Genomic DNA, 24,434 nt, shown 5'->3' with positions numbered 1-24,434 from the left:
GCTGCTCGGGCAGCCGGCCCAACCTCCGTCAGACCTCTTCGACGCTGCTCGGCTCGCGCCGGGACAGGTCAATGCCGAGCTCCTCGGCGGCGCGGAACACGTCCTCGTCGGAGTCCCGCATCTCGATGGACTGGCCGTCCGAGGACAGCACCTCCACGTTGAGGCAGAGCGACTGCATTTCCTTGATGAGGACCTTGAAGGACTCGGGAATGCCGGGCTCGGGGATGTTCTCGCCCTTGACGATGGCCTCGTAGACCTTCACGCGGCCGAGGACGTCGTCGGACTTGATGGTGAGCAGCTCCTGCAGCGCGTAAGCAGCGCCGTACGCCTCAAGGGCCCACACCTCCATCTCACCGAAGCGCTGACCACCGAACTGCGCCTTACCACCGAGCGGCTGCTGGGTGATCATCGAGTACGGACCGGTCGAACGGGCGTGCAGCTTGTCGTCGACCAGGTGGTGCAGCTTGAGGATGTACATGTAGCCGACCGAGACCGGCATCGGGAACGGCTCGCCGGAGCGGCCGTCGAACAGCCGGGCCTTGCCGGTGGAGTTCACCAGGCGCTCACCGTCACGGGTGAGGGTGGTGTTGTCCAGCAGGCCGGTGATCTCGTCCTCGCGGGCGCCGTCGAAGACCGGGGTGGCGAGGTTGGTGCCGCCCTGGACGGTGTCGGCGCCGATCGCCTGGAGGCGCTGGGCCCACTCGTCGGCGAGGCCGGAGACGTCCCAGCCCTGCTTGGCGAGCCACCCGAGGTGGATCTCCAGGACCTGTCCCGGGTTCATTCGGGACGGGACGCCCAGCGGGTTGAGGATGATGTCGACCGGGGTGCCGTCCTCCAGGAACGGCATGTCCTCGACCGGCAGGATCTTCGAGATGACGCCCTTGTTGCCGTGACGGCCGGCGAGCTTGTCACCGTTGGTGATCTTGCGCTTCTGGGCCACGTAGACGCGGACCAGCTGGTTCACGCCCGGGGGCAGCTCGTCGCCCTCTTCGCGGTCGAAGACGCGGACGCCGATGACCTTGCCGGACTCACCGTGCGGCACCTTCAGCGAGGTGTCGCGGACCTCACGGGCCTTCTCACCGAAGATCGCGCGGAGCAGGCGCTCCTCCGGGGTCAGCTCGGTCTCGCCCTTGGGCGTGACCTTGCCGACCAGGATGTCGCCGGTGACGACGTCGGCGCCGATGCGGATGATGCCGCGCTCGTCGAGGTCGGCGAGGACCTCCTCGGAGACGTTCGGGATGTCCCGGGTGATCTCCTCGGGGCCGAGCTTGGTGTCACGGGCGTCGACCTCGTGCTCCTCGATGTGGATCGAGGAGAGGACGTCGTCCTGCACGAGGCGCTGCGACAGGATGATCGCGTCCTCGTAGTTGTGACCCTCCCACGACATGAACGCCACGAGCAGGTTCTTGCCGAGGGCCATCTCGCCCTCGTCGGTGCACGGGCCGTCGGCCAGCACCTGGCCGGACTCGACCCGGGCGCCCTCGTCCACGAGCACCTTCTGGTTGAAGGCGGTGCCCTGGTTGGAGCGGGTGAACTTGGCGGCGCGGTACGTGGTGTACGTGCCGTCGTCGTTGGCGACGGTGACGTAGTCGGCCGAGACCTCCTGGACGACACCGGCCTTCTCGGCGGTGATGACGTCCGCGGCGTCGACGGCGCAGCGGTACTCCATGCCGGTACCGACCAGCGGAGCCTCGCTCTTCAGCAGCGGCACCGCCTGGCGCATCATGTTCGAGCCCATGAGCGCGCGGTTGGCGTCGTCGTGCTCGAGGAACGGGATCATGGCGGTCGCGACCGACACCATCTGGCGCGGCGAGACGTCCATGTAGTCGATCTCGGTGCCCGGGATGTAGTCGATCTCGCCGCCACGGCGGCGGACCAGGACACGCGGCTCGGCGAAGGTCAGCTCCGTCGTCAGCGGGGCGTTGGCCTGCGCGATGACGTAGCGGTCCTCCTCGTCGGCCGTGAGGTAGTCGACCTGCTCCGTGACGACACCCTCGATGACCTTGCGGTACGGGGTCTCGATGAAGCCGAAGGCGTTGACCCGGCCGTACGAGGCCAGCGACCCGATCAGACCGATGTTCGGGCCTTCGGGGGTCTCGATCGGACACATGCGCCCGTAGTGCGAGGGGTGCACGTCACGGACCTCGAAGCCGGCGCGCTCACGGGAGAGACCACCGGGGCCGAGGGCGGACAGACGGCGCTTGTGGGTCAGGCCCGACAGCGGGTTCGTCTGGTCCATGAACTGCGACAGCTGGCTGGTGCCGAAGAACTCCTTGATGGAGGCGACGACCGGCCGGATGTTGATCAGGGTCTGCGGCGTGATCGCCTCGACGTCCTGGGTGGTCATGCGCTCGCGCACGACGCGCTCCATACGGGCGAGACCCGTACGGACCTGGTTCTGGATGAGCTCGCCGACGTTGCGCAGGCGACGGTTGCCGAAGTGGTCGATGTCGTCGACCTCGACCACGATGTCGCGACCGGTCTGGTCGTTCCACTCGGTCTCACCGGCGTGCAGCTTCACCAGGTACTTGATCGCACCGATGATGTCGGGCTCGGTGAGCACGCCGGAGTCCAGCGACTCGGCGTTGCCCAGCTTCCGGTTGACCTTGTAGCGGCCCACCTTGGCGAGGTCGTAGCGCTTCGGGTTGAAGTACAGGTTCTCCAGAAGCGTCTGCGCGGCCTCGCGCGTCGGCGGCTCGCCAGGACGCAGCTTGCGGTAGATGTCCAGCAGCGCGTCGTCCTGGCCCTGGGTGTGGTCCTTCTCCAGGGTGTTGCGCATGGACTCGTACTCGCCGAACTCCTCGAGAATCATCTCGTTGGTCCAGCCGAGCGCCTTGAGCAGCACGGTGACGGACTGCTTGCGCTTACGGTCGATGCGGACGCCGACCATGTCGCGCTTGTCGATCTCCATCTCCAGCCAGGCACCACGCGAGGGGATGACCTTGCAGGAGTAGATGTCCTTGTCGGACACCTTGTCCAGGGTGGAGTCGAAGTACACGCCCGGGGAGCGGACCAGCTGCGACACGACGACACGCTCGGTGCCGTTGATCACGAACGTGCCCTTGTGGGTCATGAGCGGGAAGTCGCCCATGAAGACCGTCTGAGACTTGATCTCACCGGTCTCGTTGTTGGTGAACTCGGCCGTGACGAAGAGCGGAGCCGCGAACGTGAAGTCGCGGTCCTTGCACTCGTCAATCGAGTTCTTCGGCGGCTCGAAACGGTGGTCGCGGAAGGTCAGCGACATCGACCCACTGAAGTCCTCGATCGGGGAGATCTCCTCGAAGATCTCCTCCAGACCGGACTTGGTGGGGACGTCCTGACCGTTCTCCAACGCCGCCTCGACCCGGGACTTCCAGGCCGCATTGCCGAGCAGCCAGTCAAAGCTCTCGGTCTGCAGGGCCAGGAGGTTGGGGACCTCGAGGGGCTCCTTGATCTTCGCGAAGGAGACGCGGAGCGGGGCGGTGGATGCGGCGGAATTGTTCGAGGCGTTGCGCGGCGCGGCCAAGAGGGGGGTCCTTCCGAGGGCTCGGAGCTCACTACGCGCGTACCAGCCGGGCCTTCACGGGCTTGGTCCCGCCTCCCTCGCCACTGGCCTCCGCCGGGATCGAGATCCCAGGTCAGAGCCGCTTTGCGGAGGCGATGCCAGACCCCTTCAGGGCAACGCAGACTCCGGGCGACGAGTCACGGAGCAGCTAACAGGCAGCGCAAAGGGACAGTGTAGCCAAAGGGCACACTGCTGTCCAGCTCTGATTCGGAAACCGAATCGGAGACTCCTCCCGGTAGCCGGCGGACGCGAACGCCCACCGGGTACTGCACCGGCCCGGGCACTGCCCGGGCCCCATAACTCACGTGGAGTCATTTCCCGCCTGAGCCACTGGTTATGCATCCAGGGGCAAACCAACCGGGCGGACTCGCGCCTTGAGAATCGCGCGCCTCGCCGGGTTCGTCAAGGGCCCGCAGGCGGTGCGGACCTCGACCCGTCCATCGGCCGGACGCCCCCCGGCGTTACAGAAGCCGTGGTGGGGGCCACAGTCGATGACGGTGATCACCATACCCGTCCGCACCGACGCTGCCGAGTGGGCTCTCGGCCACACCGGCACATCCCGGCCGCGGACCGGCCCCGGGGCCGTCCCAGGGCCGCTCAGGGCCGGAAACGCGAAAAAGCCGGGCCGACCACCCACAAGGGTGATCGGCCCGGCTTCAGGCCCCCTCAGAGGGGGCGAGAAGTCACTTGACGGTGACCTTGGCGCCGGCGCCCTCGAGGGCGGCCTTGGCCTTCTCGGCAACGTCCTTGGCAACCTTCTCCAGGACCTTGGCACCAGCGGTGTCAACGAGGTCCTTGGCCTCCTTCAGGCCGAGGGAGGTCAGGGTGCGCACCTCCTTGATGACCTGGATCTTCTTGTCGCCGGCACCATCGAGGATGACGTCGAACTCGTCCTGCTCCTCGACGGCCTCAACGGCGGCCGGGCCACCGGCGGCGGCAACGGCGACCGGGGCGGCGGCGGTGACGTCGAACTTCTCCTCGAAGGCCTTCACGAAGCCAGCGAGCTCGATGAGGGTGAGGTCCTCGAACTGCGCGAGCAGCTCGTCCTGGGACAGCTTCGCCATGATGGCGTCCTTCCACTAAATCGGCAGGTGATGCCGTATGTACGGGTGGGGCGGGCACGGGCCCGCAGCGAGGCGTGAGCCTGCCGATTACTCGGCGGCGGCGTCCTCGGCGGCGGGAGCCGGCGTACCGGCACCGCCCTGCTCGACCTTGTCGCGCAGCGCGTCCACAGTGCGGACGAGCTTCGACGGCAGGGCCTGGAAGAGCGCGGCAGCCTGGGACTGCTTGGCCTTCAGGGCACCCGCCAGCTTGGCGAGCAGCACCTCGCGGGACTCGAGGTCCGCGAGCTTCTTGATCTCATCGGCGGACAGCGCCTTACCGTCAAGGACACCGCCCTTGATGATGAGAGCGGGGTTCTCCTTGGCGAAGTCACGCAGAGCCTTCGCCGACTCCACCGGGTCACCGGTGACGAAGGCGACAGCCGTCGGACCGTTGAACAGGTCGTCGAGCTCCGAAATCCCGGCCTCGTTGGCCGCGATCTTGGTCAGCGTGTTCTTCACCACGGCGTACTCGGCGTTCTCGCCGAGCGAGCGACGCAGGGTCTTGACCTGCTTCACCGAGAGACCGCGGTACTCGGTCAGCAGCGCCGCGGAGGAGCCACGGAACTTGTCCGTGATCTCGGCGACGGCAGCAGCCTTGTCGGGCCTTGCCATAGGCTTACGCCTCCTTCCGTGATGTCGAAATCCGGCCGACCGCGAAAGTCGACCATTCACGCCTCGAACCAACCGGACGGAAGGAAAGCCTGCGGAAAAGCAGATGAGCCCCGGTGCGCAGGGCGCACGGGGCTCGAAACGACCTCAACGGATGTTCGCGCGAACGCGGACCCGGAAGTCGAAGCTCCAGACACACCTGCGCGGGCTGCCTGCGACGAAGCGCAGATCCTTCGGCCACCGAATCCCTCGCGAGAACGGTGACAACCAGCGGTCTTTGGCTTCGGTAACAGTAACCGGACTCGGCCGTCCGGGGCAAATCGCCTCTGAACGGCCGATCCCCGCCGGGCCGGCCGCGCCGGACGGGGCTCAGCGGGCCAGTGGGGAGACCGTCCGGGGCCCGGTGTCCACGGTGTCCGCCTCGGCCGGGGCCTGCACCGAGAGCAGGGCGCCGGCGAAGTCGGAGTAGAGGATCGAGTCGTCCGCCCGGCCGCTGTCACCGCTGCCGGTGCGCTGGAGCCGGACCAGCTGGTCCTTGTCGTTGAGCCAGAGGTCCACGGTGAGCGAGATCGAGCCGCCGGGGGCCAGCGCGGCCCGCAGGCCGTCCCGGCGGGCCTGGGTCAGCTGGGTCTGGGCGGCGGCGTAGCGCTCGGCGGTGGTGGTGATCCGGTAGTGCTCGACCGTCGAGTCGTCGAACTTCTCCTCACCCACGAACCGCGGGTCCACCCCGTCGGCGGTGGCGGCGGCCAGCGCCTCGACCGGGTTCAGCAGGTCGATCAGCCCCGCGTACGGGACCTCCCGGTGGCCGTCCGGGTCCGGCGGGACGGAGAAGCGCTCCCAGTGCCGGCCGCCCTGGCGAGCCGCGGTGGCGGCGTCACCGCCCTGGTAGGCGACGGTGTCCACGACGATCAGCTGCTCGGCGTCGGCCGGGGTGGAGCGCTTGATCTGGAGCGCCGTCTTGGGCTGCCAGAACAGCGGCCCGGCCCCGGCGTCCGCTCCCAGCCGGTAGCTGACCTTGGCCCGGCGGGCGGTCTGCATGGCCAGCTGGGCGGAGACCAGGACGCCGTGCGGCGAGCGGTCGCTGGGCTTGGCCGCCTCGGTCGACGAGGAACTGGTCGGGGTCGGGCTGCCGGAGGGCACGGCCGGCGTGCCGCCACCCCCGCCGCATCCGGCCAGCCCGCTCGCCAGCAGGACGACCGCGGCCAGCGCCGCCAACCGCCGTCGTCCCGCCATCGTCTGGTCCCCTCTCGCCCGGGCGCCGCGTCGGCGGCTTTCGTTCCGGCCACCTTGCCACCCTGCCCCGGATCAGCCGGTGGCGCCCCCCTTGCCCAGCTTCGCCAGCTCGGCCAGTTCCACCGTGTCGGCCGCCTCCGGCACCGCAGCGGTGACCGGCGTGCCGTAGTCCGAGTGGAGGACGGTGGACTTGCCGTTCTGCGCCCCGGGGGTCAGCCGTTCGGTACGGAGGGAGCCGTGTCGGCTCCGGTGCGCGGGCTCGGCGGATCAGCCGAGCAGTTTGAGGAGATCGGTCTCGCTGCCGAGGTCGGTGGCGGCGGGGGCGTCGATCTTCGCGGCCTTGCCGAGGTCCGCGTACTTGACGGTGACGGCGTCGTGCTCGCCGTTCTTGTCGCCGTACTCCTGGTACTGGACGAGTTCCTGCCGGCCGTTGAGCCAGAAGTCGATGGTGAGGGTCCTGCCGTCCTCTTCCAGGGACTTCTGGACGGCCGTGCGCTGGTCGGCCGTGAGCGCCGGCATGCCGGCCACCATGGCGGAGGCCTCCTCGACCACCCGCAGGTGGGTGACCTGGACGCCGTCGAGGCTCTCCTGGCCGACCTTGGCGGGCTTGCCGCTCTGCGCGGCGAGCCCGAGCTGGGCGACCGGGTTGAGCAGCTGGCTCATCAGCAGGACGCCGTCGCCGAGTTCGTTCGAGGCGGGCAGCTTGATCCAGTGCTTGCCGCCCATGGCGGCGGCCTCGGTGTCGCCGCCGCCGAGGTAGCCGTCGGTGCCGATCACCCGGAACCGGATCTTCTTGGTCTCCACCTCGCCCGTCAGGTCGACGGCCGTCCGGTTCGGGTCCTTCCAGTCGGCGTCGCCGCTGCCCGCGGTGTGGGTCGAGCCGTCCGGGGAGACCATGGTGACCTTGCCGTTGCCGGCCTTCTGCATCACCAGGGCGGAGGCGGCCAGCGCGGCCTTGGGGTCTCCGGCCGGCGCCGCGTCGCCGCTCTTGGCGTCGCCGCCCTTGCTGCCGCAGGCGGTGGCGGCACCGAGCAGCACGGCCGCGGTGACGACGGTCGAGGCGAGGCGCGCAGCGCGCATGGAGTCCCCCGTGAGATCCGAACGATCCGATGAAGAACCGATTTTCGGCTTCTTCTCACGCGGACTCTAACGGATCGCCAGATGTCCCACGCGCCGGACAGCCCCCTCCCGTCACCCGGCTTCGACAGGGGGCGCGTCGCCTTCTCCGGGGGTCGAGACATCCGTCGTGGTCACCGTGGTGCCGTCGCTCCCCCGGGCCGTCTCACGCAGTCTCAGCAGCCGCTCGCCGGGCCCGACCCAGACGTCGTAACCGATCGCCGTCACCCCCCGCCGGCGGTACCAGTCGACCACCGCAGCGAGTCGCGCGGGGGTCAACTCCTGGTCCGCGCCGAAGTATTCGGCCACCGGCGTGGTGCCCTGGTAGTGCGCCACGGTCGTCCCGGCCAGCTGTTCGCCGCCGAGCGAGCCGAGCTTCCCGGTCTGCGCGATCTCGTACGCGCGGCTGCCCGGGTTGGTGACCAGGGCGGTCATCCAGCCACCCGCGTAGCCGCCCGGGCCGGTGGTCGCCCGCGGATCGAGCGACTCGGCGCCGTCCCGGTCCGCGTGCTTGGGCGGGGCGCCCTGGTAGCTGAGGTCGAGTGCACCGTCCCTCAGAGTCAGCTGCCCGGTGCCCTGCTCGTCGGTGACGGTCAGGGCGCCCTCGTCCCGGGTGCCCCAGGTCAGGGTGCCGCTCGCGGTGCGGCGGCCGGCCGGGCCCTCCTCGACCACGTCGATCCGGGCGCCGCCGGCGTCGTCCAGCGCCTGGGCGGCGGCGAGCACCACCTGGCGGGGCGGTACGGGCGCGGGATCGCCGTCGGGGGTGCGGGTTCCCGGGGCGGCCAGCAGGCTGCACCCGGTGGTGGCACCGATCAGCAGCAGGGTGGCCACCGCGACGGCGGGGCGAAGGGTGGGCGGCACGGCACGCTCCGACGGTCACACGTTCTGCACATGATCTGACCGGCAGAGCGTACGACGCTTCGGGCAACCGTTCCCATCCACCCCCGTCCCGATCCGGAAACGACTGCGGGCCCGCACCCCCGGTGAAGGGGGTACGGGCCCGCAGTACGGACTGCTTCAGAGCCGATCGGCTCAGACCGCGGCCGGGTCCTCTTCGACGAAGAGGTTGCGGGTGCGGTTCGGGTCCACGGGGATGCCGGGGCCGATCGTGGTGCTGATGGCGGTCTTCTTGATGTAGCGGCCCTTGGCGGCGGACGGCTTGGCGCGGAGCACCTCGTCCAGCGCGGCGGCGTAGTTCTCGACCAGCTGCTCGTCGGTGAAGGAGGCCTTACCGATGATGAAGTGCAGGTTCGAGTGCTTGTCGACGCGGAACTCGATCTTGCCGCCCTTGATGTCGTTGACAGCCTTGGCGACATCCGGGGTCACGGTGCCGGTCTTCGGGTTCGGCATCAGACCACGGGGACCGAGCACGCGGCCGAGGCGGCCGACCTTGCCCATGAGGTCCGGGGTGGCGACGACGGCGTCGAAGTCCAGACGGCCCTTGGCGACCTCGTCGATCAGCTCGTCGGAGCCGACGATGTCGGCGCCCGCAGCACGCGCGGCCTCGGCACGGTCACCGGTCGCGAAGACCAGGACCCGAGCGGTCTTACCGGTGCCGTGCGGGAGGATCACGGTGCTGCGGACCATCTGGTCGGCCTTGCGCGGGTCGACGCCCAGACGCATGGCGACCTCGACGGTGCCGTCGAACTTGGTGGTGCTGGTGGCCTTGGCGAGGCGGATGGCCTCGAGGGGGGCGTAGAGGCGGTCGCGGTCGACCTGAGCGTCCGCGGCCTTCAGAGCCTTGCTGCGCTTCACTGCTGCTCCTGAATGGTGATGGGAGTCGTGGTATCACGGGCCTGCGCAGGCCCTACCACAGGGACGAAAAGAGCTGGTCAGCCCTCGACGGTGATGCCCATCGACCGGGCGGTGCCGGCGATGATCTTCTCCGCCGCGTCCAGGTCGTTGGCGTTCAGGTCGGGCATCTTGGTGGTGGCGATGTCGCGGACCTGGGCGCTGGTGAGCTTGGCGACCTTGGTCTTGTGCGGCTCGCTGGAGCCCTTGTCCACACCGGCGGCCTTCAGGATGAGGCGCGCGGCCGGCGGCGTCTTCGTGATGAAGGTGAAGGAACGGTCGTCGTAGACCGTGATCTCCACCGGCACGATCATGCCGCGCTGCGACTCGGTCGCAGCGTTGTAGGCCTTGCAGAACTCCATGATGTTGACGCCGTGCTGGCCCAGCGCGGGGCCGACCGGCGGCGCCGGGTTGGCCGCACCGGCGTTGATCTGGAGCTTGATAAGCCCCGTGACCTTCTTCTTCTTGGGAGGCATGTCTCTCCGGGTCCTTCCGAGAGGTGAGTGCTGGTGTGTGCGGAACCGGGGCGACACCCGGCCGCCAACACACACATCGAACCAGGCTAACGCCTTAGCGCCGCTGGACCAAAACGGATCCGGGGCAGGGCCCTCGGCCCCGCCCCGGATCCGAAGACCGTGGGACTAGTTCTTCTGGATCTGGTCGAAGGAGAGCTCGACCGGGGTCTCCCGGCCGAAGATCTCGACCAGGCCCTTGACCTTCTTCGAGTCGGGGTTGATCTCGTTGATGGTCGCCTGCAGCGTCGCGAACGGACCGTCGGTGACGGTGACCGAGTCGCCGACCTCGAAGTCCAGCACCTGGATCTCGCTCGGCTTGATCGGCGAGGGCTTGCCGGCATCCTTGGCCGCCTGGCGCTCGACGTCCGGGGCGAGCATCTTGACGACCTCGTCCAGGGTCAGCGGGTACGGGTCGTAGGCGTTGCCGACGAAGCCGGTGACACCGGGGGTGTTGCGCACGACGCCCCAGGACTCGGGGGTGAGGTCCATGCGCACCAGGACGTAGCCGGGGAGCTTGTTCTGGCGGATGGTCTTGCGGTCGCCGTTCTTGATCTGGACGACCTCCTCCTGCGGCACCTCGGCCTGGAAGATGTACTCCTCGACGTTCAGCGAGACGGCGCGCTGCTCCAGGTTCTGCTTCACCCGGTTCTCGTAGCCGGCGTAGGTGTGGATCACGTACCACTCGCCCGGCATGAAGCGCAGGTCCTCGCGGAACTTGGCGACCGGGTCGACCTCGACGGCCTCCTCAGCCTCGGCCTCCTCGGCGTCGGCGTCGGCCTCGGTCTCCTCGGCGGCGGGCTCCACGTCGTCCTCCACGTGCAGCGCCGCCTCCTCGGCGGGCTCGCCGGCCTCGGCCTCGTCGTGCGCGTCGACCTCGTCCTCGTCGCCGTCCACGGCGTCAACGATCTGCTCGGCGGACTCGGCTTCGTCAGCCAGCTCGGCCGCGTCCAGCTCGGCGGCGACATCCGCCTCGCGGACGGTCTCGTCGGCGTCGTACAGGGGGGACTCAGACACGGTGGCTGCTTCTTTCCTGGAGATGGTGAAGGTGGCGCGCTCCGGGGCCGGCTCCGGCGGGCTGCCGCTCGCGCGGGCGCCAGGAGAGGACTCGGAGACTTCAACAGTACCGAGTCCACGGTAGCGGCCTCGTACGTCCGGCGCAGACAGCACGACCCGGGCCGATGATTCGGCCCGGGTCGGGAGACTGCTACGGAGGTGGGACGGCCAGGTCAGCCGAAGACCAGGAGGCTCAGCTTGGAGAGGCCGTAGTCGAGGCCGGCCACGAAGCCCATCACGACCACCACGAACACGACGACGACGGTCGTGTACTGGGTGAGCTCGCTGCGGGTGGGCCAGACGACCTTGCGCAGTTCGGCGATGATCTGGCGGTAGAACAGGCCGATTCGGGCGAACGGGCCCATCTTGCCGCGCTTGCCGGACTTCTTGTCACCGGCGCGGGCGGCGCGCTTGCGCTCGCGGCGCGAGAGCGACTTCTCCTCGCCCTCGGCGGGCGTGGTGTCGGCAGCGCCGTCGGCCCCCTCGGGGTTGCCGCTCTCAGGCGTTGCGGTGGAGCCCGTGGTCTCCGTCACTCGTCCTCACCTGAATCCGGGTCCGGCCGAGCGGCTCGCGCCCGATGGGGCACGAACGGCCGGCTACAAGCGGTGCTGATTCGGCGCCCTCTCCGCATCAAGCCCGCTCGCTCTGTGGAGCGAACGGGCTGAAAACGGATCAAGCAGCAGGGCAAGAGGGACTTGAACCCCCAACCGCCGGTTTTGGAGACCGGTGCTCTACCAATTGAGCTATTGCCCTACGGGGTCTCGCGACTCCGTAGCGACCAACCTACCGCATCTCCCCCGGCTGTCTGCACAGCTGGTGAAGCTCCGGTTCTTTTTCGGCGGGCCGTCGAGCAGTGAGCATACGTGGTCGAGGGGTGTTTGGTCGAACCTCTTCTTCCGGGAGCACCGGTTGTCCGGCATATGTCCGGCATGCCCGCATGATCACCGGCGGATCGGCGGGCGCCGCCATGTGGACGGTCCGGTACGGATGGTGAAACCGCGATGCCCGGTCCGTCCCGGTTCTGCGACGATGCAGGCATGAGCGCTTCCACCCCGCAGCCCGACCGTTCCATCCGCCCCGCCGACCGCCGGGTCTCCGCCCGGGTCGGCGCGATCGCCGAGTCCGCGACCCTCGCCGTGGACGCCAAGGCCAAGGCCCTCAAGGCGGCCGGCCGTCCGGTGATCGGCTTCGGAGCCGGCGAGCCCGACTTCCCCACCCCGGACTACATCGTCGAGGCGGCCGTCGAGGCCTGCCGCGACCCGAAGAACCACCGCTACACCCCGGCGGGTGGCCTGCCCGAGCTGAAGTCCGCGATCGCCGCCAAGACGCTGCGCGACTCCGGCTACGAGGTGGACGCCTCCCAGGTGCTGGTCACCAACGGCGGCAAGCAGGCGATCTACGAGGCGTTCGCCGCGATCCTGGACCCGGGCGACGAGGTCATCGTCCCGGCCCCGTACTGGACCACCTACCCGGAGTCGGTCCAGCTCGCCGGCGGCGTCCCGGTGGAGGTCGTGACCGACGAGACCACCGGTTACAAGGTCTCGGTCGAGCAGCTGGAGGCCGCCCGCACCGAGAACACCAAGGTGGTGCTCTTCGTCTCGCCGTCCAACCCGACCGGCGCGGTGTACACCGAGGCCGAGGCCGAGGCGATCGGCCGCTGGGCGCTGGAGCACGGCCTCTGGGTGCTCACCGACGAGATCTACGAGCACCTGGTGTACGGCGACGCCTCCTTCACCTCGCTGCCGGCCCTGCTGCCCGAGCTGGCCGACAAGTGCGTCGTGGTCAACGGCGTCGCCAAGACCTACGCGATGACCGGCTGGCGGGTGGGCTGGGTGATCGGCCCCAAGGACGTCATCAAGGCCGCGACCAACCTGCAGTCGCACGCCACCTCGAACGTCTCCAACGTCGCCCAGCGCGCCGCGATCGCCGCCGTCAGCGGCGACCTGGCCGCGGTGCACGAGATGCGCACCGCCTTCGACCGCCGCCGCAAGACCATCGTGCGGATGCTCAACGAGATCGAGGGCGTGTACTGCCCCGAGCCGGAGGGCGCGTTCTACGTGTACCCGTCCGTCAAGGGCCTGCTGGGCAAGGAGATCCGCGGCCGGCGCCCGGAGAGCTCCGGCGAGCTGGCGTCGCTGATCCTGGACGAGGCCGAGGTCGCGGCCGTCCCGGGCGAGGCCTTCGGCACCCCCGGCTACCTGCGGTTCTCCTACGCGCTCGGCGACGCCGACCTGGCCGAGGGCATCGGCCGGCTGCAGAAGCTGCTCGGCGAGGCCCGCGACTGACACCCGTCGGCGCCCGCTGACGCCCGCTGACACCCGCGCTTCACGTCGGGTACCGCCCTCTTTCACCCCTTCGGGGGACGGAAGGAGGGCGGTTCCCGTTTGGGGGTCCGATGCGGCAGTATCGGCGAATGGAACGCCTGTTGAATCCGCGAGACGTCAGGGACCTCCCGAAGGCCCACCTGCACCTGCACTTCACCGGCTCGATGCGGCCCGCCACCCTGCTGGAGCTGGCCGACAAGCACGGCGTCCGACTGCCGGAGGCGCTCAGCTCCGGCGAGCCGCCGCGACTGCGGGCCACCGACGAACGCGGCTGGTTCCGCTTCCAGCGCCTGTACGACACCGCCCGCTCGGTGCTGCGGGACGAGGAGGACATCCGCCGGCTGGTCCTGGAGACCGCCCAGGACGAGCGGCGGGACGGCTCCCGCTGGCTGGAGATCCAGGTCGACCCGACCTCGTACGCGCCCCGGCTGGGCGGGCTGATCCCCGCGCTGGAGCTGATCCTGGACGCCGTGGAGCACGCCGCCACGGCCACCGGGGTGGGCATCCGGGTGCTGGTCGCGGCGAACCGGATGAAGTCCCCGATGGACGCCCGGACGCTGGCCCGGCTCGCCGTCCGGTACGCCGACCAGGGCGTGGTCGGCTTCGGCCTCTCCAACGACGAGCGGCGCGGCCTCGCCCGGGACTTCGACCGGGCCTTCGAGATCGCCCGCAAGGGCGGGCTGCTGGCCGCCCCGCACGGCGGCGAGCTGGCCGGGCCCGAATCCGTCCGGGACTGCCTGGACGACCTGGGCGCCGGCCGGATCGGCCACGGCGTCCGCGCCGCCGAGGACCCCCGGCTGATGGAACGGCTGGCGGACCGCCAGATCACCTGCGAGGTCTGCCCGTCCTCGAACGTCTCGCTCGGCGTCTACGAGCGACCCGAGGACGTCCCGCTGCGGCGGCTGTTCGACGCCGGCGTGCCGCTGGCCCTGGGCGCGGACGACCCGCTGCTGTTCGGCAGCCGGCTGGCCGCCCAGTACGACCTGGCCCGCGACGTCCTCGGCTTCGGCGACGCCGAACTCGCCGAGCTGGCACGGCAGTCCGTCCGCGGCTCACGTGCGCCGGAGGCCGTCCGCAAGGAGCTGCTGGCGGACATCGACACCTGGCTGGTCAGCGGCACCTGAGGCGTGCCCTGTGGACCGGGCCTAGAGCTTGACGCCGATCATCACCGGCTCGTTCACCAGCTCGACCCCGAAGGCCTCGCGGACGCCGTCCCGGATCTCCCGGGCCAGCGCCAGCAGGTCCTCGGCGGTGGCCGCGCCGCGGTTGGTGAGCGCCAGGGTGTGCTTGGTGGAGAGCGTCGCCGGGCCGCTGCCGTAGCCCTTGCCGAAGCCGGCCCGGTCGATCAGCCAGGCGGCCGAGGTCTTGGTGCAGCCCTCCGGCGCCGGGTAGGCGGGGGCGTTCTCGGTGCCCGGGCGGGTCCGGAAGGACTCGTACTGGGCGGCGGTGAGCACCGGGTTGGTGAAGAAGGAGCCGGCCGACCAGGTGTCGTGGTCCGCCGGGTCCAGCACCATGCCCTTGCCGGAGCGCAGCCCCAGCACCGCGTCGTGCGCCCGCTCCAGCAGCACCCGCGCGCCCTGCTCGACGCCGAAGTGCCTGGCCACCTCGGCGTACTTGACCGGAGTGGAGAGCCCCGCGTGGTCGGCCAGGGCGAACCGCACCCGCAGCACCACGTAGCGGTCCGGCTCGGCCTTGAAACGGCTGTGCCGGTAGGAGAACGCGCACTCGGCGTTGGGGAGCGTGACCACCTCGCCGGCCGTGCGGTCGTAGGCGACCACCTCGGTGATCGACTGGGCGACCTCCTGGCCGTACGCGCCGACGTTCTGCACCGGGGTGGCACCGGCCGAGCCGGGGATGCCGGCCAGGAACTCGACGCCCGCCAGGCCGTGCTCGCGCACCGCGCGGGCGACCGCCTCCGACCAGACCTCGCCGGCCGCCAGCTCCAGCACGGTGCCGTCCAGGGCGAAGCCGGTGGTCGCGATCCGCAGCACGGTGCCGGGGAAGCCGGCGTCGCCGATCACCAGGTTGGAGCCGCCGCCGAGGACCAGCAGCGGCTCGCCGGCCTCGTCGGCCGCGCGGACGGCGGCGATCACCTCGTCGTCGGTGTGGGCGGTCACCAGGCGGCGGGCCGGGCCGCCGAGCCGGAGCGTGGTCAGCGGGGCGAGGGGGGCGTCGTTTTCTACCAGCACGCCCACCAGCGTACGGGTGCGGGGGCGGCCGCCCGGCCGCCCCCGCACCCGGATCGGCCGGTCAGGCCTTCGAGGCCTCGGCGTGGACGGGCGCCGTGTCCTCGGCCCGCTCGGCACCGGCCTGCTCCGGCTCCACGGCCGCCGGCTCGTCGGCGACGACCACGGGCTTCACCCGGCGCGGGAGGAAGAACGCGCAGACCGCCGCGACCGCCACCACCCCGGCGCCGACGTACAGCGCGGGCACCAGCCCGTCGATGAAGGACTGCTCCGACGTGTACCCGCCCTGCGCCGAGAACACCGCCGAGAGGACGGCCACGCCGAGCGCGCCGCCGACCTCGCGCAGCGCGTTGTTGGCGCCGGAGGCGATGCCCTGCTCCTCCGGCCGGACGCTGTCCATCACCAGGGCGGCGGTCGGGGCGAAGTACAGCGACATGCCGATGCCGCAGATCACCACGGCGGGGATCTCGGCGGCGTAGTCGTAGCCGGTGCTGCCGCCGGTGATCGCCGCGTACATCGCCAGGCCGGCGCCCTGCAGCAGCAGCCCGGTGACCACGATGGGGCGGCCGCCGAAGCGGTCGGCCAGGATGCCCGCGATCGGGGCGACGATCAGCGGCATGCCGGTCCACGGGAGCATCCGGATGCCGGCCTCCTGCGGGCTGTAGCCGCCCACGCTCTGCAGGTGCTGGCTGATCAGGAAGATCGAGCCGAACATCCCGAGGAACATCAGCAGGCCGGAGGCGTTGACGGCGGAGAAGGCCCGGCTGCGGAACAGCCGCATCGGGAGCATCGGGTGCTCGGCCCAGCGCTGCTCGTACAGCACGAAGGCGGTGAGCAGCGCGACGCCGCCGATCAGGGAGCCGAGCACCAGCGGGCTGGTCCAGCCGTTCGGGTTGCCGCGGATCAGGCCGAGGACGACGCCGAACAGGCCCAGGCTGACCAGGATCGTGCCGACCACGTCCAGCGCCGGGTTGGCGCCCCGGCTCTCGCGGAGCTTGAGGGCGGCGAGCGGGATCAGGACGAGGCCGACCGGGACGTTCACCCAGAAGATCCACTGCCAGGAGAAGTGCTCGGTGAGCGTCCCGCCGACCAGCGGTCCGGTGGCGACGGCCAGGCCGTTGACGCCCGCCCAGATGCCGAAGGCCAGACCCCGCCTGGCCGCCGGCACCGCGGCGGTGAGCAGGGTGAGGGTGAGCGGCATGGAGACCGCGGCGCCGGCGCCCTGGACGGCGCGGGCGGCGATCAGCGCGCCGATGCCCGGCGAGAGGGCGGCGGCGGCGGAGCCGACGGTGAAGAGCGTGAGCCCGACCAGGAAGATCCGGCGGCGGCCGAACCGGTCGCCGAGCGCGGCGCCGAACATCAGCAGGACGGCGAAGGACAGGGTGTAGGCGCTGACCGTCCACTCCAGGTCGGACAGCCCGCCGCCGAGGTCCTCGCGGATGGACGGCAGCGCGGTGGTGACGACCAGGTTGTCCAGGCTGGCCATGAAGCCCGCGACGCTGGTGATCACCAGGGTCCAGACACCGAGCCGTCCCAGGCCCTGTTCTTCCGTTCTCTCCGTCATGACTTCCCCCCAGGGGTCTTAGATAGTTATTGATCACTAACTTTCGAGGCCCGAAAAAAGGCCGCACGGACTCCACCGTGCGGCCCGCTACTCCCCGCCCTCGCCGTGCTCTCCGTGCTCTCCGAAGCCCAGGCCGCTCCAGATCCGGTGGTCCCGGGGGTACCCCAGTGCCACCAGCGTGTTGATCAGCATCCCGTACGCGAAGAACTCCGCGGCGCCCTGCACGTCACCGCCGATCCGGCCCCTGACCCGCTCGAACAGCTCCTCCCAGAGCCTCCGGGCGGTCTCCCCGATCTCGTCCTCGCCGGTCGTCCGGGCCGCGAACACCGAGACGTAGAGCTGCATCTGCATCATGAGCTGCTCGCTGTCCGCGACCAGGCCCAGGTACGCCTCGGACATCGCTTCGGCGGCCGCCGGCCCGGTCAGCCCGACCGAGGCCTCGTCGAAGACCTTCCAGGTCTCCTCGATGCAGCGCTCGGCGGCGGCCGTGAAGATCGCCTGCTTGCCGGGGAACAGCCGGAACAGGTACGGCTGCGAGACACCCACCCGGCGGGCGATCGCCTCGGTGGACGTCCCCCGGTAGCCGCTCCTGGCGAATTCGATCACCGCGGCACGAACGACGCTCTCGCGCCGCTCCTCGGCGCTCATCCGCATGCTCGTCCTCGCCATAGGAGTCAAGTTAGTGGCCAATCACTATCTTCGCAAGGCCGACGGGCACGGCGGGAATCCCGTCGGACGGGCCCCGCCGCGGCCGGACACACCTGGGGCCGAGGTGCCTTCAGGCGAGCCGGACGACCGCCCTGGACATCCCGAGCACCTTCTGCCCGCCGGTGGTGGCCAGCAGGTCGACCTGCACCTTGCGGTCGTCCAGCAGCTTGGCGACCTTGGCCGACACCTCGACCACCGCACCGACGCCGTCGTTCGGCACCGGGACGGGGCGGGTGAATCGGACGCCGTACTCGACCACCGCGGCCGGGTCGCCGACCCAGTCGGTGACCACCCGAATGGCCGCGGCCATGGTGAACATTCCGTGCGCGATGACGTCCGGCAGGCCGACCTCCACGGCGAACTTCTCGTTCCAGTGGATCGGGTTGAAGTCGCCGGAGGCGCCCGCGTACCGCACCAGGGTGTCGCGGGTCACCGGGAAGGACTGCGCCGGCAGCTGGGTGCCGACCTCGACCTCGTCGTAGCTGATCGCCATCGTGTTCACTTCCCCGTCTCGTCGGCGGCCCGGGCCACCAGCGTCATGACCGACGTCACCACGTGCTCGCCGATCGCGTCCGACACCTCGCCACGCACGGTGAGCACGTCGTTGCCCGCCAGCGACTTGATGTTGTCGATGGTGACCGCGACCGTCAGCCGGTCGCCGGCCAGCACCGGGCGGGAGTAGGAGAACTTCTGGTCCCCGTGCACCACGCGGCTGTAGTCCAGGCCCAGCTCCGGGTCCTCGACCACCTGGGAGGCCGCCTGGTAGGTGATCACGAACGGGAAGGTCGTCGGGGCGATCACATCGGGGTGGCCCAGCGCCTTCGCCACCGCCGGATCGGTGAACGCCGGATTGGTGTCCCCGATCGCGATCGCGAACTCGCGGATCTTCTCCCGGCCGACCTCGTACGGCTCGGTGGGCGGGTAGGTCCGCCCGATGAAGGAGGGGTCGAGTGCCATGGGGCAACTCCTCGGAAGCACGGTGGATCCGGCGGCCGTTGCCGCCGGCGGGGCGCGCATGGGTGCATACGCGAAAAACTCCGGGCCGCACCCCCTGAGGGATGCGGCCCGGAGCTCAAGACCTGTGTCACACAGGCCCGATGCCCTGCGAGAGGGTCAGCGGGTCTCGCGGTGCGCGGTGTGCGAGTTGCAGCGGGGGCAGTGCTTCTTCATCTCAAGACGGTCCGGGTCGTTACGCCGGTTCTTCTTGGTGATGTAGTTCCGCTCCTTGCACTCCACGCAGGCCAGCGTGATCTTCGGGCGGACGTCGGTGGCAGCCACGGGAGTGCCTTCCTGGGACAACGAATAAGAACACAACAAGAGTAGCCGACCGGGAGTGCGATCTCCCGACCGACTACGCGGGGTAGCGGTGACCGGACTTGAACCGGTGACACAGCGATTATGAGCCGCTTGCTCTACCAACTGAGCTACACCGCCACAGTGATCCGCAGCACAACCGAAGCCGACTGCTTTTCACCAGAGCCCCCATGCGGAATCGAACCGCAGACCTTCTCCTTACCATGGAGACGCTCTACCGACTGAGCTATAGGGGCGAACGAGGAAGAGATTACACGTTCCGCGCCCAGAGGTGAAATCCGTATCCCGACGCGAAGACCGCAGGTCGGCGAGGTGAACGGACGGACGATCCAAGGCCCCGCGTTCGATCGGCCCACCAGCCGCACGGCCCGACCCGATACGACTATTGCCCGCCTCCGAGCGCCCCGCCCCCACGCGCCATAGGCTCGACCCTCATTGACGGGGACGGCCCGGGGCGTCAGGACGACCCGGGATCAGGACGGTCCGGCCGACCGGACGGGCCAGCGCGGGAAGGAGCCTGCGATGGACAGCGCAGCCGCCGACGGACCGCACTCCGGCTCCGGCCCGACAGCCAACCCGCTCGGGCACGGACCGGTCCTCCTGCTCACCGGCGCCCGGCTGGCCGACGGGCGGGTGGTGGACGTCCGGATCAGCGGCGACCGGATCCAGGCCGTCGGCACCGTCGGCAGCCTCGGCCCGCTGCCCGCCCTGCCCGGCGCGCCCACGATCACCACCGGCGCCAGGATCGACCTCAAGGGCTACCTGCTGCTGCCGGCCCCCGCCGAGGCGCACGCCCACTACGACACCGCCTTCTCCGCCGCCCTGTCCGCCCCGCCGCCGGAGAGCCCCTCCGACCTCACCCGGCGGGTCACCGAGGCCGCGCTCGCCTCGCTCGGCTACGGCGCCACCGCCCAGCGCACCCACGTCCGGATCGGCGACGTGCACGGGCTGCGCCGGCTGGAGGCGGTGCTCACCGCCCGGCAGGCGCTGCGCGGCCTGGCCGAACTCCAGGCGGTGGCGATGCCCCGGCTGCTCACCGGCCGGGCCGGCGCCGACGGCCGGGCACAACTGCGCGAGGCGCTCAAGCTGGGCGCCACCGCGGCCGGCGGCTGCCCGGAGCTGGACCCGGATCCGGCCGGGTACGTCCAGGTGCTGCTGGAGGCCGCCCGGGAGGCGGACTGCTCGGTGGACCTGCACACCACGGCCGGCGATCCGGCCCAACTCTCCCGGCTGGTCGGCGCGTTGGCCCCGCTGCGGCCGCGGGTGACGCTCGGGCCGTGCGGGGCGCTGGCCCGGGGCGCGTCCACGGTGCTGGCGACCGGCGGGGTGCGGGTGGTCTGCCTGCCACAGAACGGCGGCTGCACCGGGCTGGAGGGCCGGTCGCCGGGGCTGCGGCCGGGCCTGCTGCGGGAGTTGACGGAGGCCCGGGTGCCGTTGGCGGCCGGCAGCGGCGCGCTGCGGGACCAGTCCAACCCGGTCGGCCGGGCGGATCCGCTGGAGTCGGCGTACCTGCTGGCGGCCGGCGGGGAGCTGGGCCTGGAGGCGGCGTACGACGCGGTGGCGAACCAGGCCCGGGCGGTGCTCGGGCTGCCGCCGGTCCGGGTGGACGCCGGGTTCCCGGCGGAGCTGCTGGCGGTGCGCGGGGACAGCCTGGCGGGGGCGCTCGCGGGCGGCCACAGCCGGCTGGTGGTGCACAGCGGCCGGGTGGTCAGCCGGACGAGCGCGGTGCGGGAGTTCGCGGACACCGTGGCGCTGGCGCTGCCCCGGCAGTCCGGGAGCACCGGCGGGGGCTGAACAGCCCCCCCCAGAAAGTTCAAGGGGCGCGCGACGGATGTCGCGCGCCCCTCCCCCACCTGCTGGCCGCCGTTCGACGGCGGCTGGAGCGGTCCCGGGCCTCCCCCACATTGGAGCCGGGCCCGCTCGGTCAGCACTGACGCTACGCCCACGGAACACCGCTCCGGGCCTGCCTTGACGCTCCCCTGTCGGTCTCCGGCCCGCTCTTGACGGGTCGTTGACGCGGCGGCTGCCGGGGCGGCGTTCAGGGCTCGTACCGGTACCCGATCCCCGGTTCGGTGATCAGGTGCCGCGGGCGGCCCGGGTCGCGCTCCAACTTGCGCCGCAGCCCGGCCAGGTAGACCCGCAGGTAGTTGCCGCGCGCCTCCTGGGCCGGTCCCCACACCTCGCGCAGGATCTGCCGCCCGGGCACCAGCCGGCCCGGGTTGGCCACCAGCAGGGCGAGGATCCGCCACTCGGTCGGGGTGAGCCGCACCGGGCCCCGCGGGCCGGTCACCGTGGTGGCCGTCAGGTCGACGGTGTGGTCGCCTATCACCGGCCGCCCCAGCGGGGCACCGCCCAGCGGCCGGCGCAGCACGGCGCGCAGCCGGGCCAGCAGTTCCTCCATCAGGAACGGCTTGGTGAGGTAGTCGTCGGCGCCCGCGTCGAGGGCGCCCACCTTGTCGGCGGCACCGGACCGGCCGGAGAGCACGATGATCGGCATCGCGCTGCGGGTGCGCAGGCCGCGCAGCACGTCCATGCCGTCCAGGTCCGGCAGGCCGAGGTCGAGCAGCACGGCGTCCGGGGCGGAGTGCGCGGCGCGGTCCAGCGCCTCGCCACCGCTGGCGGCCGTCCGCACGGCGTACTGCCGGGCGCTGAGGTTGATCCGCAGCGTGCGCAGCAGGGCCGGTTCGTCGTCGACGATCAGGATCTCGCTCATGCGGCCACCTCGCTCCGCCCGGCGGTCACTTCGCGGGACACGCGCCTTTCCGCGGTTCGTTCAGTTCGTCCACTCATGAACGGGCTCCTCCCGAGTGGCGGCGGGCAGGGTGAGCAGCATGGTGGTGCCGCCCCCGGGGGTGTCCTCGACCTCCAGGCTTCCGCCCATGGCCTCGGCCAGACCGCGGGAGAGCGCGAGGCCGAGGCCGACACCGGTGGTGTTGTCGGTGTCGCCGAGGCGCTGGAAGGGCAGGAAGACCCGGTCGCGCTCCTCGGGGGCGATGCCGGGGCCGCGGTCGATCACCCGGATCTCGACCTGGTCGGCGTGGTGGCTGGCGGTGACCAGGACGGGCGCGCCGGGCGCGTTGTAGCGCAGCGCGTTGGTGATCACGTTGGCGAGCACCCGCTCCAGCAGCGGCGGGTCGGCGAGCACCGGCGGCGCGGTGTCCAGGTCGAGCGGCTGGATCGGGGCGTACGGGTCGGGGAGGCTGTCGAGCGCCCGGGGCAGGATCTCGTCGAGGTGGGTCTCGGCGAGGTGCAGGGTGAGCGCGCCGGCCTGGAGGCGGCTCATGTCGAGCAGGTTGTCGACCAGGCGGGTGAGCTTGACCAGCGACTCGTCGGCGGTGGCGAGCAGTTCGGCCTGGTCCTCGGGCGAGAACTCGACGTCGGGGCTGCGCAGCGAGCCGACCGAGGCGAGCGCGGCGGCGAGCGGGGTGCGCAGGTCGTGGCTGACGGCGGCGAGCAGGGCGGTGCGCATCCGGTCGGCGGCCTTGATCGGCTCGACCTCGGCGGCGACCACGGCGAGCCGGTCGCGTTCCAGGGCGACGGCGACGTGCGCGGCGAAGGCGGTGAGGACGCGCTGGTCGGCGGCCGGCAGCCGGCGGCCGGTGAGGACCAGGACGGCGTCCGCGCCGACCGGCACCTCGGTGGTCTCGCTCTGCCCGTCGGGGTCGTCCTGGTGCTCGGCCTCGGAGTGGGCGAGCACCTCGTCGTCGACCCGGGAGAGCAGGGCGACGGCCTGCATGCCGAAGGCCGTCCGGGACTTCTCCATCAGGGCGGACAGGGCGTCGGCGCCGCGCAGCACGCTGCCGGCCAGGGTGGAGAGGGTCTCGGCCTCGGCGGTGGCCCGGGCGGCGCGACTGGTGAGCCGGCTGGCGTGGTCGACGATGGTGGCGACGGCGAGCGCGACGGTGGCGAAGACGACCAGGGCGACGATGTTGTTGGTCTCGCCGATGGTCAGGGCGTGTATCGGCGGGATGAAGTAGTAGTTGAGCAGCAGCGAGGCGGTGACCGAGGCCAGCAGGGCGGAGGTGGCGCCGCCGAGCAGGGCGACGATGACCACGCCGAGCTGGAAGATCAGCGCGTCGGTGGTGAGGTTGATGCTCTCGTGCGCCTGGGACAGGACCGCGGTCAGCAGCCAGGGCACCACGAGGCCGGCCGCGTAGCCGGCGATGGTGCGGCGCTTGGAGTGGCGGCGGCCGAGCGAGGGCAGCCGGCCGCGGCCGGTGAACTCGTGGGTGACCATGTGGACGTCGATGTCCTCGGAGTCGTCCACGGTGGTCTCGCCGATGCCGGGTCCGGTGAGGAAGCGGTTGATCCGGCCGCGGCGGCTGGTGCCGAGCACCAGCTGGGTGGCGTCGTGGGCGCGGGCGAAGGTGAGCAGCGCGGTGGGGATGTCGTCGCCGACCACCACGTGGTAGCTGCCGCCGAGGGTCTCGACCAGCTGGCGCTGCTGGGCGAGCGCGCCGGAGGAGGCGCCGGCCAGGCCGTCGCTGCGGGTGACGTGGACGGCCAGCAGGTCGCCGCCGGCGGTGCGGTCGGCGATCCGGGCGGCGCGGCGGATCAGGGTCTCGCCCTCGGGGCCGCCGGTGAGGGCGACCACGACGCGTTCGCGGGTCTCCCAGACGCGGTCGATGTTGTGGCTGGCCCGGTAGTCGCGCAGGCCCTCGTCGACCCGCCCGGCCACCCAGAGCAGGGCGAGTTCGCGCAGGGCGGTGAGGTTGCCGACCCGGAAGTAGTTGGAGAGCGCGGCGTCCACCTTCTCCGCCCTGTAGACGTTGCCGTGGGCCATCCGGCGGCGCAGCGCCTGCGGGGCCATGTCGACGAGTTCGATCTGGTCGGCCCGGCGGACCACCTCGTCCGGGACGGTCTCGCGCTGCGGGATGCCGGTGATCTTCTGGACGACGTCGTTCAGCGATTCCAGGTGCTGGATGTTGACGGTGGTGATGACGTCGATCCCGGCGGCCAGCAGTTCCTCGACGTCCTGCCAGCGCTTGGCGTGGCGGCCGCCGGGGATGTTGGTGTGCGCCAGTTCGTCGACCAGCACGACGGACGGACGGCGGGTGAGCACCGCGTCGAGGTCCATCTCGTCGAACTCGGCGTCGCGGTAGGAGCGTTGGACACGCGGCAGGACCTCCAGGCCGTCCAGCATGCCCTCGGTGTGGCGGCGGCCGTGGCACTCGATGTACCCGACCGCGACGTCGGCCCCGCGCTCCTGTCTGCGCCGGGCCTCGTCCAGCATCCGGTAGGTCTTGCCGACCCCCGGGGCGGAACCGAGGTACACCCTCAGCCGGCCCTTGCGGACGCCGGTGCCGGGGGTGAGGTCGCGGGCCATGGGCACTGCTCTTTCGTTCCTGCGAGGGCTGCCGCCAGGGCGTCCTCG

General features: G+C 71.0%; 21 protein-coding genes and 3 tRNA genes. 3 read left to right on the top strand and 21 right to left on the bottom strand.

Features of this window, described 5'->3' with window-relative positions; translation table 11 throughout:
- Positions 1 to 28: 28 nt before the first annotated feature.
- From rpoB to AB0O82_RS04075, 11 genes are all read right to left on the bottom strand, one after another.
- Positions 29 to 3,505 carry a DNA-directed RNA polymerase subunit beta gene (gene rpoB, locus AB0O82_RS04125; RefSeq protein WP_350877059.1) on the bottom strand — a complete coding sequence of 1,159 codons (3,477 nt, stop codon included), beginning with the start codon at positions 3,503 to 3,505 and terminating at the stop codon, positions 29 to 31.
- A gap of 722 nt (positions 3,506 to 4,227) precedes the next feature.
- Positions 4,228 to 4,611, bottom strand: a complete 384-nt coding sequence (rplL, locus tag AB0O82_RS04120) for a 50S ribosomal protein L7/L12 (protein ID WP_208869184.1) — start codon at positions 4,609 to 4,611, stop codon at positions 4,228 to 4,230.
- 84 nt (positions 4,612 to 4,695) lie between these two features.
- Positions 4,696 to 5,259: a 50S ribosomal protein L10 gene (gene rplJ, locus AB0O82_RS04115; RefSeq protein ID WP_063348937.1), complete on the bottom strand. Its 564-nt coding sequence runs from the start codon at positions 5,257 to 5,259 to the stop codon at positions 4,696 to 4,698.
- A 366-nt stretch (positions 5,260 to 5,625) separates the two neighbouring features.
- Positions 5,626 to 6,489, bottom strand: coding sequence for a hypothetical protein (locus tag AB0O82_RS04110; RefSeq protein WP_363580063.1), 864 nt, complete (start codon positions 6,487 to 6,489; stop codon positions 5,626 to 5,628).
- 267 nt (positions 6,490 to 6,756) lie between these two features.
- Positions 6,757 to 7,569 carry a hypothetical protein gene (locus tag AB0O82_RS04105; RefSeq protein ID WP_363580061.1) on the bottom strand — a complete coding sequence of 271 codons (813 nt, stop codon included), beginning with the start codon at positions 7,567 to 7,569 and terminating at the stop codon, positions 6,757 to 6,759.
- A gap of 111 nt (positions 7,570 to 7,680) precedes the next feature.
- Positions 7,681 to 8,466: a hypothetical protein gene (locus AB0O82_RS04100; protein ID WP_363580059.1), complete on the bottom strand. Its 786-nt coding sequence runs from the start codon at positions 8,464 to 8,466 to the stop codon at positions 7,681 to 7,683.
- Between the two features lie 171 nt (positions 8,467 to 8,637).
- Positions 8,638 to 9,360 (bottom strand): 50S ribosomal protein L1, encoded by a 723-nt coding sequence (rplA, locus tag AB0O82_RS04095; RefSeq protein ID WP_363580057.1) that lies wholly within the window; start codon positions 9,358 to 9,360, stop codon positions 8,638 to 8,640.
- A gap of 77 nt (positions 9,361 to 9,437) precedes the next feature.
- Positions 9,438 to 9,872 carry a 50S ribosomal protein L11 gene (gene rplK, locus AB0O82_RS04090; RefSeq protein ID WP_063348931.1) on the bottom strand — a complete coding sequence of 145 codons (435 nt, stop codon included), beginning with the start codon at positions 9,870 to 9,872 and terminating at the stop codon, positions 9,438 to 9,440.
- 165 nt (positions 9,873 to 10,037) lie between these two features.
- Positions 10,038 to 10,925 (bottom strand): transcription termination/antitermination protein NusG, encoded by an 888-nt coding sequence (gene nusG, locus AB0O82_RS04085; protein ID WP_363580055.1) that lies wholly within the window; start codon positions 10,923 to 10,925, stop codon positions 10,038 to 10,040.
- 212 nt (positions 10,926 to 11,137) lie between these two features.
- Complete coding sequence (secE, locus tag AB0O82_RS04080; RefSeq protein WP_350877047.1) at positions 11,138 to 11,497, bottom strand: preprotein translocase subunit SecE; 360 nt, start codon at positions 11,495 to 11,497, stop codon at positions 11,138 to 11,140.
- Between the two features lie 147 nt (positions 11,498 to 11,644).
- Positions 11,645 to 11,717, bottom strand: a tRNA-Trp gene (locus AB0O82_RS04075).
- A gap of 284 nt (positions 11,718 to 12,001) precedes the next feature.
- Between AB0O82_RS04075 and AB0O82_RS04070 the strand changes: the two genes are divergently transcribed.
- Together AB0O82_RS04070 and AB0O82_RS04065 are read left to right on the top strand one after the other, a co-directional pair.
- On the top strand, positions 12,002 to 13,249 hold the full coding sequence (locus AB0O82_RS04070; RefSeq protein WP_363580053.1) for a pyridoxal phosphate-dependent aminotransferase: 1,248 nt from the start codon (positions 12,002 to 12,004) through the stop codon (positions 13,247 to 13,249).
- A 128-nt stretch (positions 13,250 to 13,377) separates the two neighbouring features.
- Complete coding sequence (locus AB0O82_RS04065) at positions 13,378 to 14,412, top strand: adenosine deaminase (protein WP_350877043.1); 1,035 nt, start codon at positions 13,378 to 13,380, stop codon at positions 14,410 to 14,412.
- Between the two features lie 21 nt (positions 14,413 to 14,433).
- On the opposite strand, the gene AB0O82_RS04060 is transcribed toward AB0O82_RS04065, so the two are convergent.
- From AB0O82_RS04060 to AB0O82_RS04025, 8 genes are all read right to left on the bottom strand, one after another.
- Positions 14,434 to 15,477, bottom strand: a complete 1,044-nt coding sequence (locus AB0O82_RS04060; protein ID WP_363580051.1) for a UDP-N-acetylmuramate dehydrogenase — start codon at positions 15,475 to 15,477, stop codon at positions 14,434 to 14,436.
- A 61-nt stretch (positions 15,478 to 15,538) separates the two neighbouring features.
- Positions 15,539 to 17,038 carry an MFS transporter gene (locus AB0O82_RS04055; protein ID WP_363580049.1) on the bottom strand — a complete coding sequence of 500 codons (1,500 nt, stop codon included), beginning with the start codon at positions 17,036 to 17,038 and terminating at the stop codon, positions 15,539 to 15,541.
- Positions 17,039 to 17,125: 87 nt separating this feature from the next.
- Positions 17,126 to 17,707, bottom strand: coding sequence for a TetR/AcrR family transcriptional regulator (locus AB0O82_RS04050; protein WP_363580047.1), 582 nt, complete (start codon positions 17,705 to 17,707; stop codon positions 17,126 to 17,128).
- A 109-nt stretch (positions 17,708 to 17,816) separates the two neighbouring features.
- The gene (locus AB0O82_RS04045; RefSeq protein ID WP_063351327.1) at positions 17,817 to 18,239 is read right to left on the bottom strand and encodes a MaoC family dehydratase; all 423 of its coding nucleotides are present in this window, start codon (positions 18,237 to 18,239) and stop codon (positions 17,817 to 17,819) included.
- 5 nt (positions 18,240 to 18,244) lie between these two features.
- Positions 18,245 to 18,703, bottom strand: coding sequence for a MaoC family dehydratase N-terminal domain-containing protein (locus AB0O82_RS04040; RefSeq protein ID WP_363369376.1), 459 nt, complete (start codon positions 18,701 to 18,703; stop codon positions 18,245 to 18,247).
- 156 nt (positions 18,704 to 18,859) lie between these two features.
- On the bottom strand, positions 18,860 to 19,024 hold the full coding sequence (gene rpmG, locus AB0O82_RS04035; protein WP_006604855.1) for a 50S ribosomal protein L33: 165 nt from the start codon (positions 19,022 to 19,024) through the stop codon (positions 18,860 to 18,862).
- Between the two features lie 83 nt (positions 19,025 to 19,107).
- A tRNA-Met gene (locus AB0O82_RS04030) sits at positions 19,108 to 19,180 on the bottom strand.
- A gap of 43 nt (positions 19,181 to 19,223) precedes the next feature.
- Positions 19,224 to 19,296 (bottom strand) — tRNA-Thr (locus AB0O82_RS04025).
- A 286-nt stretch (positions 19,297 to 19,582) separates the two neighbouring features.
- Here AB0O82_RS04025 and AB0O82_RS04020 point away from each other — a divergent pair.
- Positions 19,583 to 20,854, top strand: a complete 1,272-nt coding sequence (locus tag AB0O82_RS04020; RefSeq protein ID WP_363580045.1) for a hydrolase — start codon at positions 19,583 to 19,585, stop codon at positions 20,852 to 20,854.
- Between the two features lie 244 nt (positions 20,855 to 21,098).
- On the opposite strand, the gene AB0O82_RS04015 is transcribed toward AB0O82_RS04020, so the two are convergent.
- Both AB0O82_RS04015 and AB0O82_RS04010 read right to left on the bottom strand, forming a co-directional pair.
- Positions 21,099 to 21,773, bottom strand: a complete 675-nt coding sequence (locus AB0O82_RS04015; RefSeq protein WP_363580044.1) for a response regulator — start codon at positions 21,771 to 21,773, stop codon at positions 21,099 to 21,101.
- A gap of 60 nt (positions 21,774 to 21,833) precedes the next feature.
- Entirely contained in the window at positions 21,834 to 24,386 is a 2,553-nt protein-coding gene (locus AB0O82_RS04010) for a sensor histidine kinase KdpD (protein ID WP_363580042.1), read from the bottom strand.
- Positions 24,387 to 24,434 lie beyond the last annotated feature (48 nt).

The organism is Kitasatospora sp. NPDC088264, from assembly GCF_040685715.1.
In the GTDB taxonomy this organism is placed as follows: Bacteria; Actinomycetota; Actinomycetes; order Streptomycetales; family Streptomycetaceae; genus Kitasatospora.
This window is presented reverse-complemented; position numbering and strand designations above follow the sequence as displayed.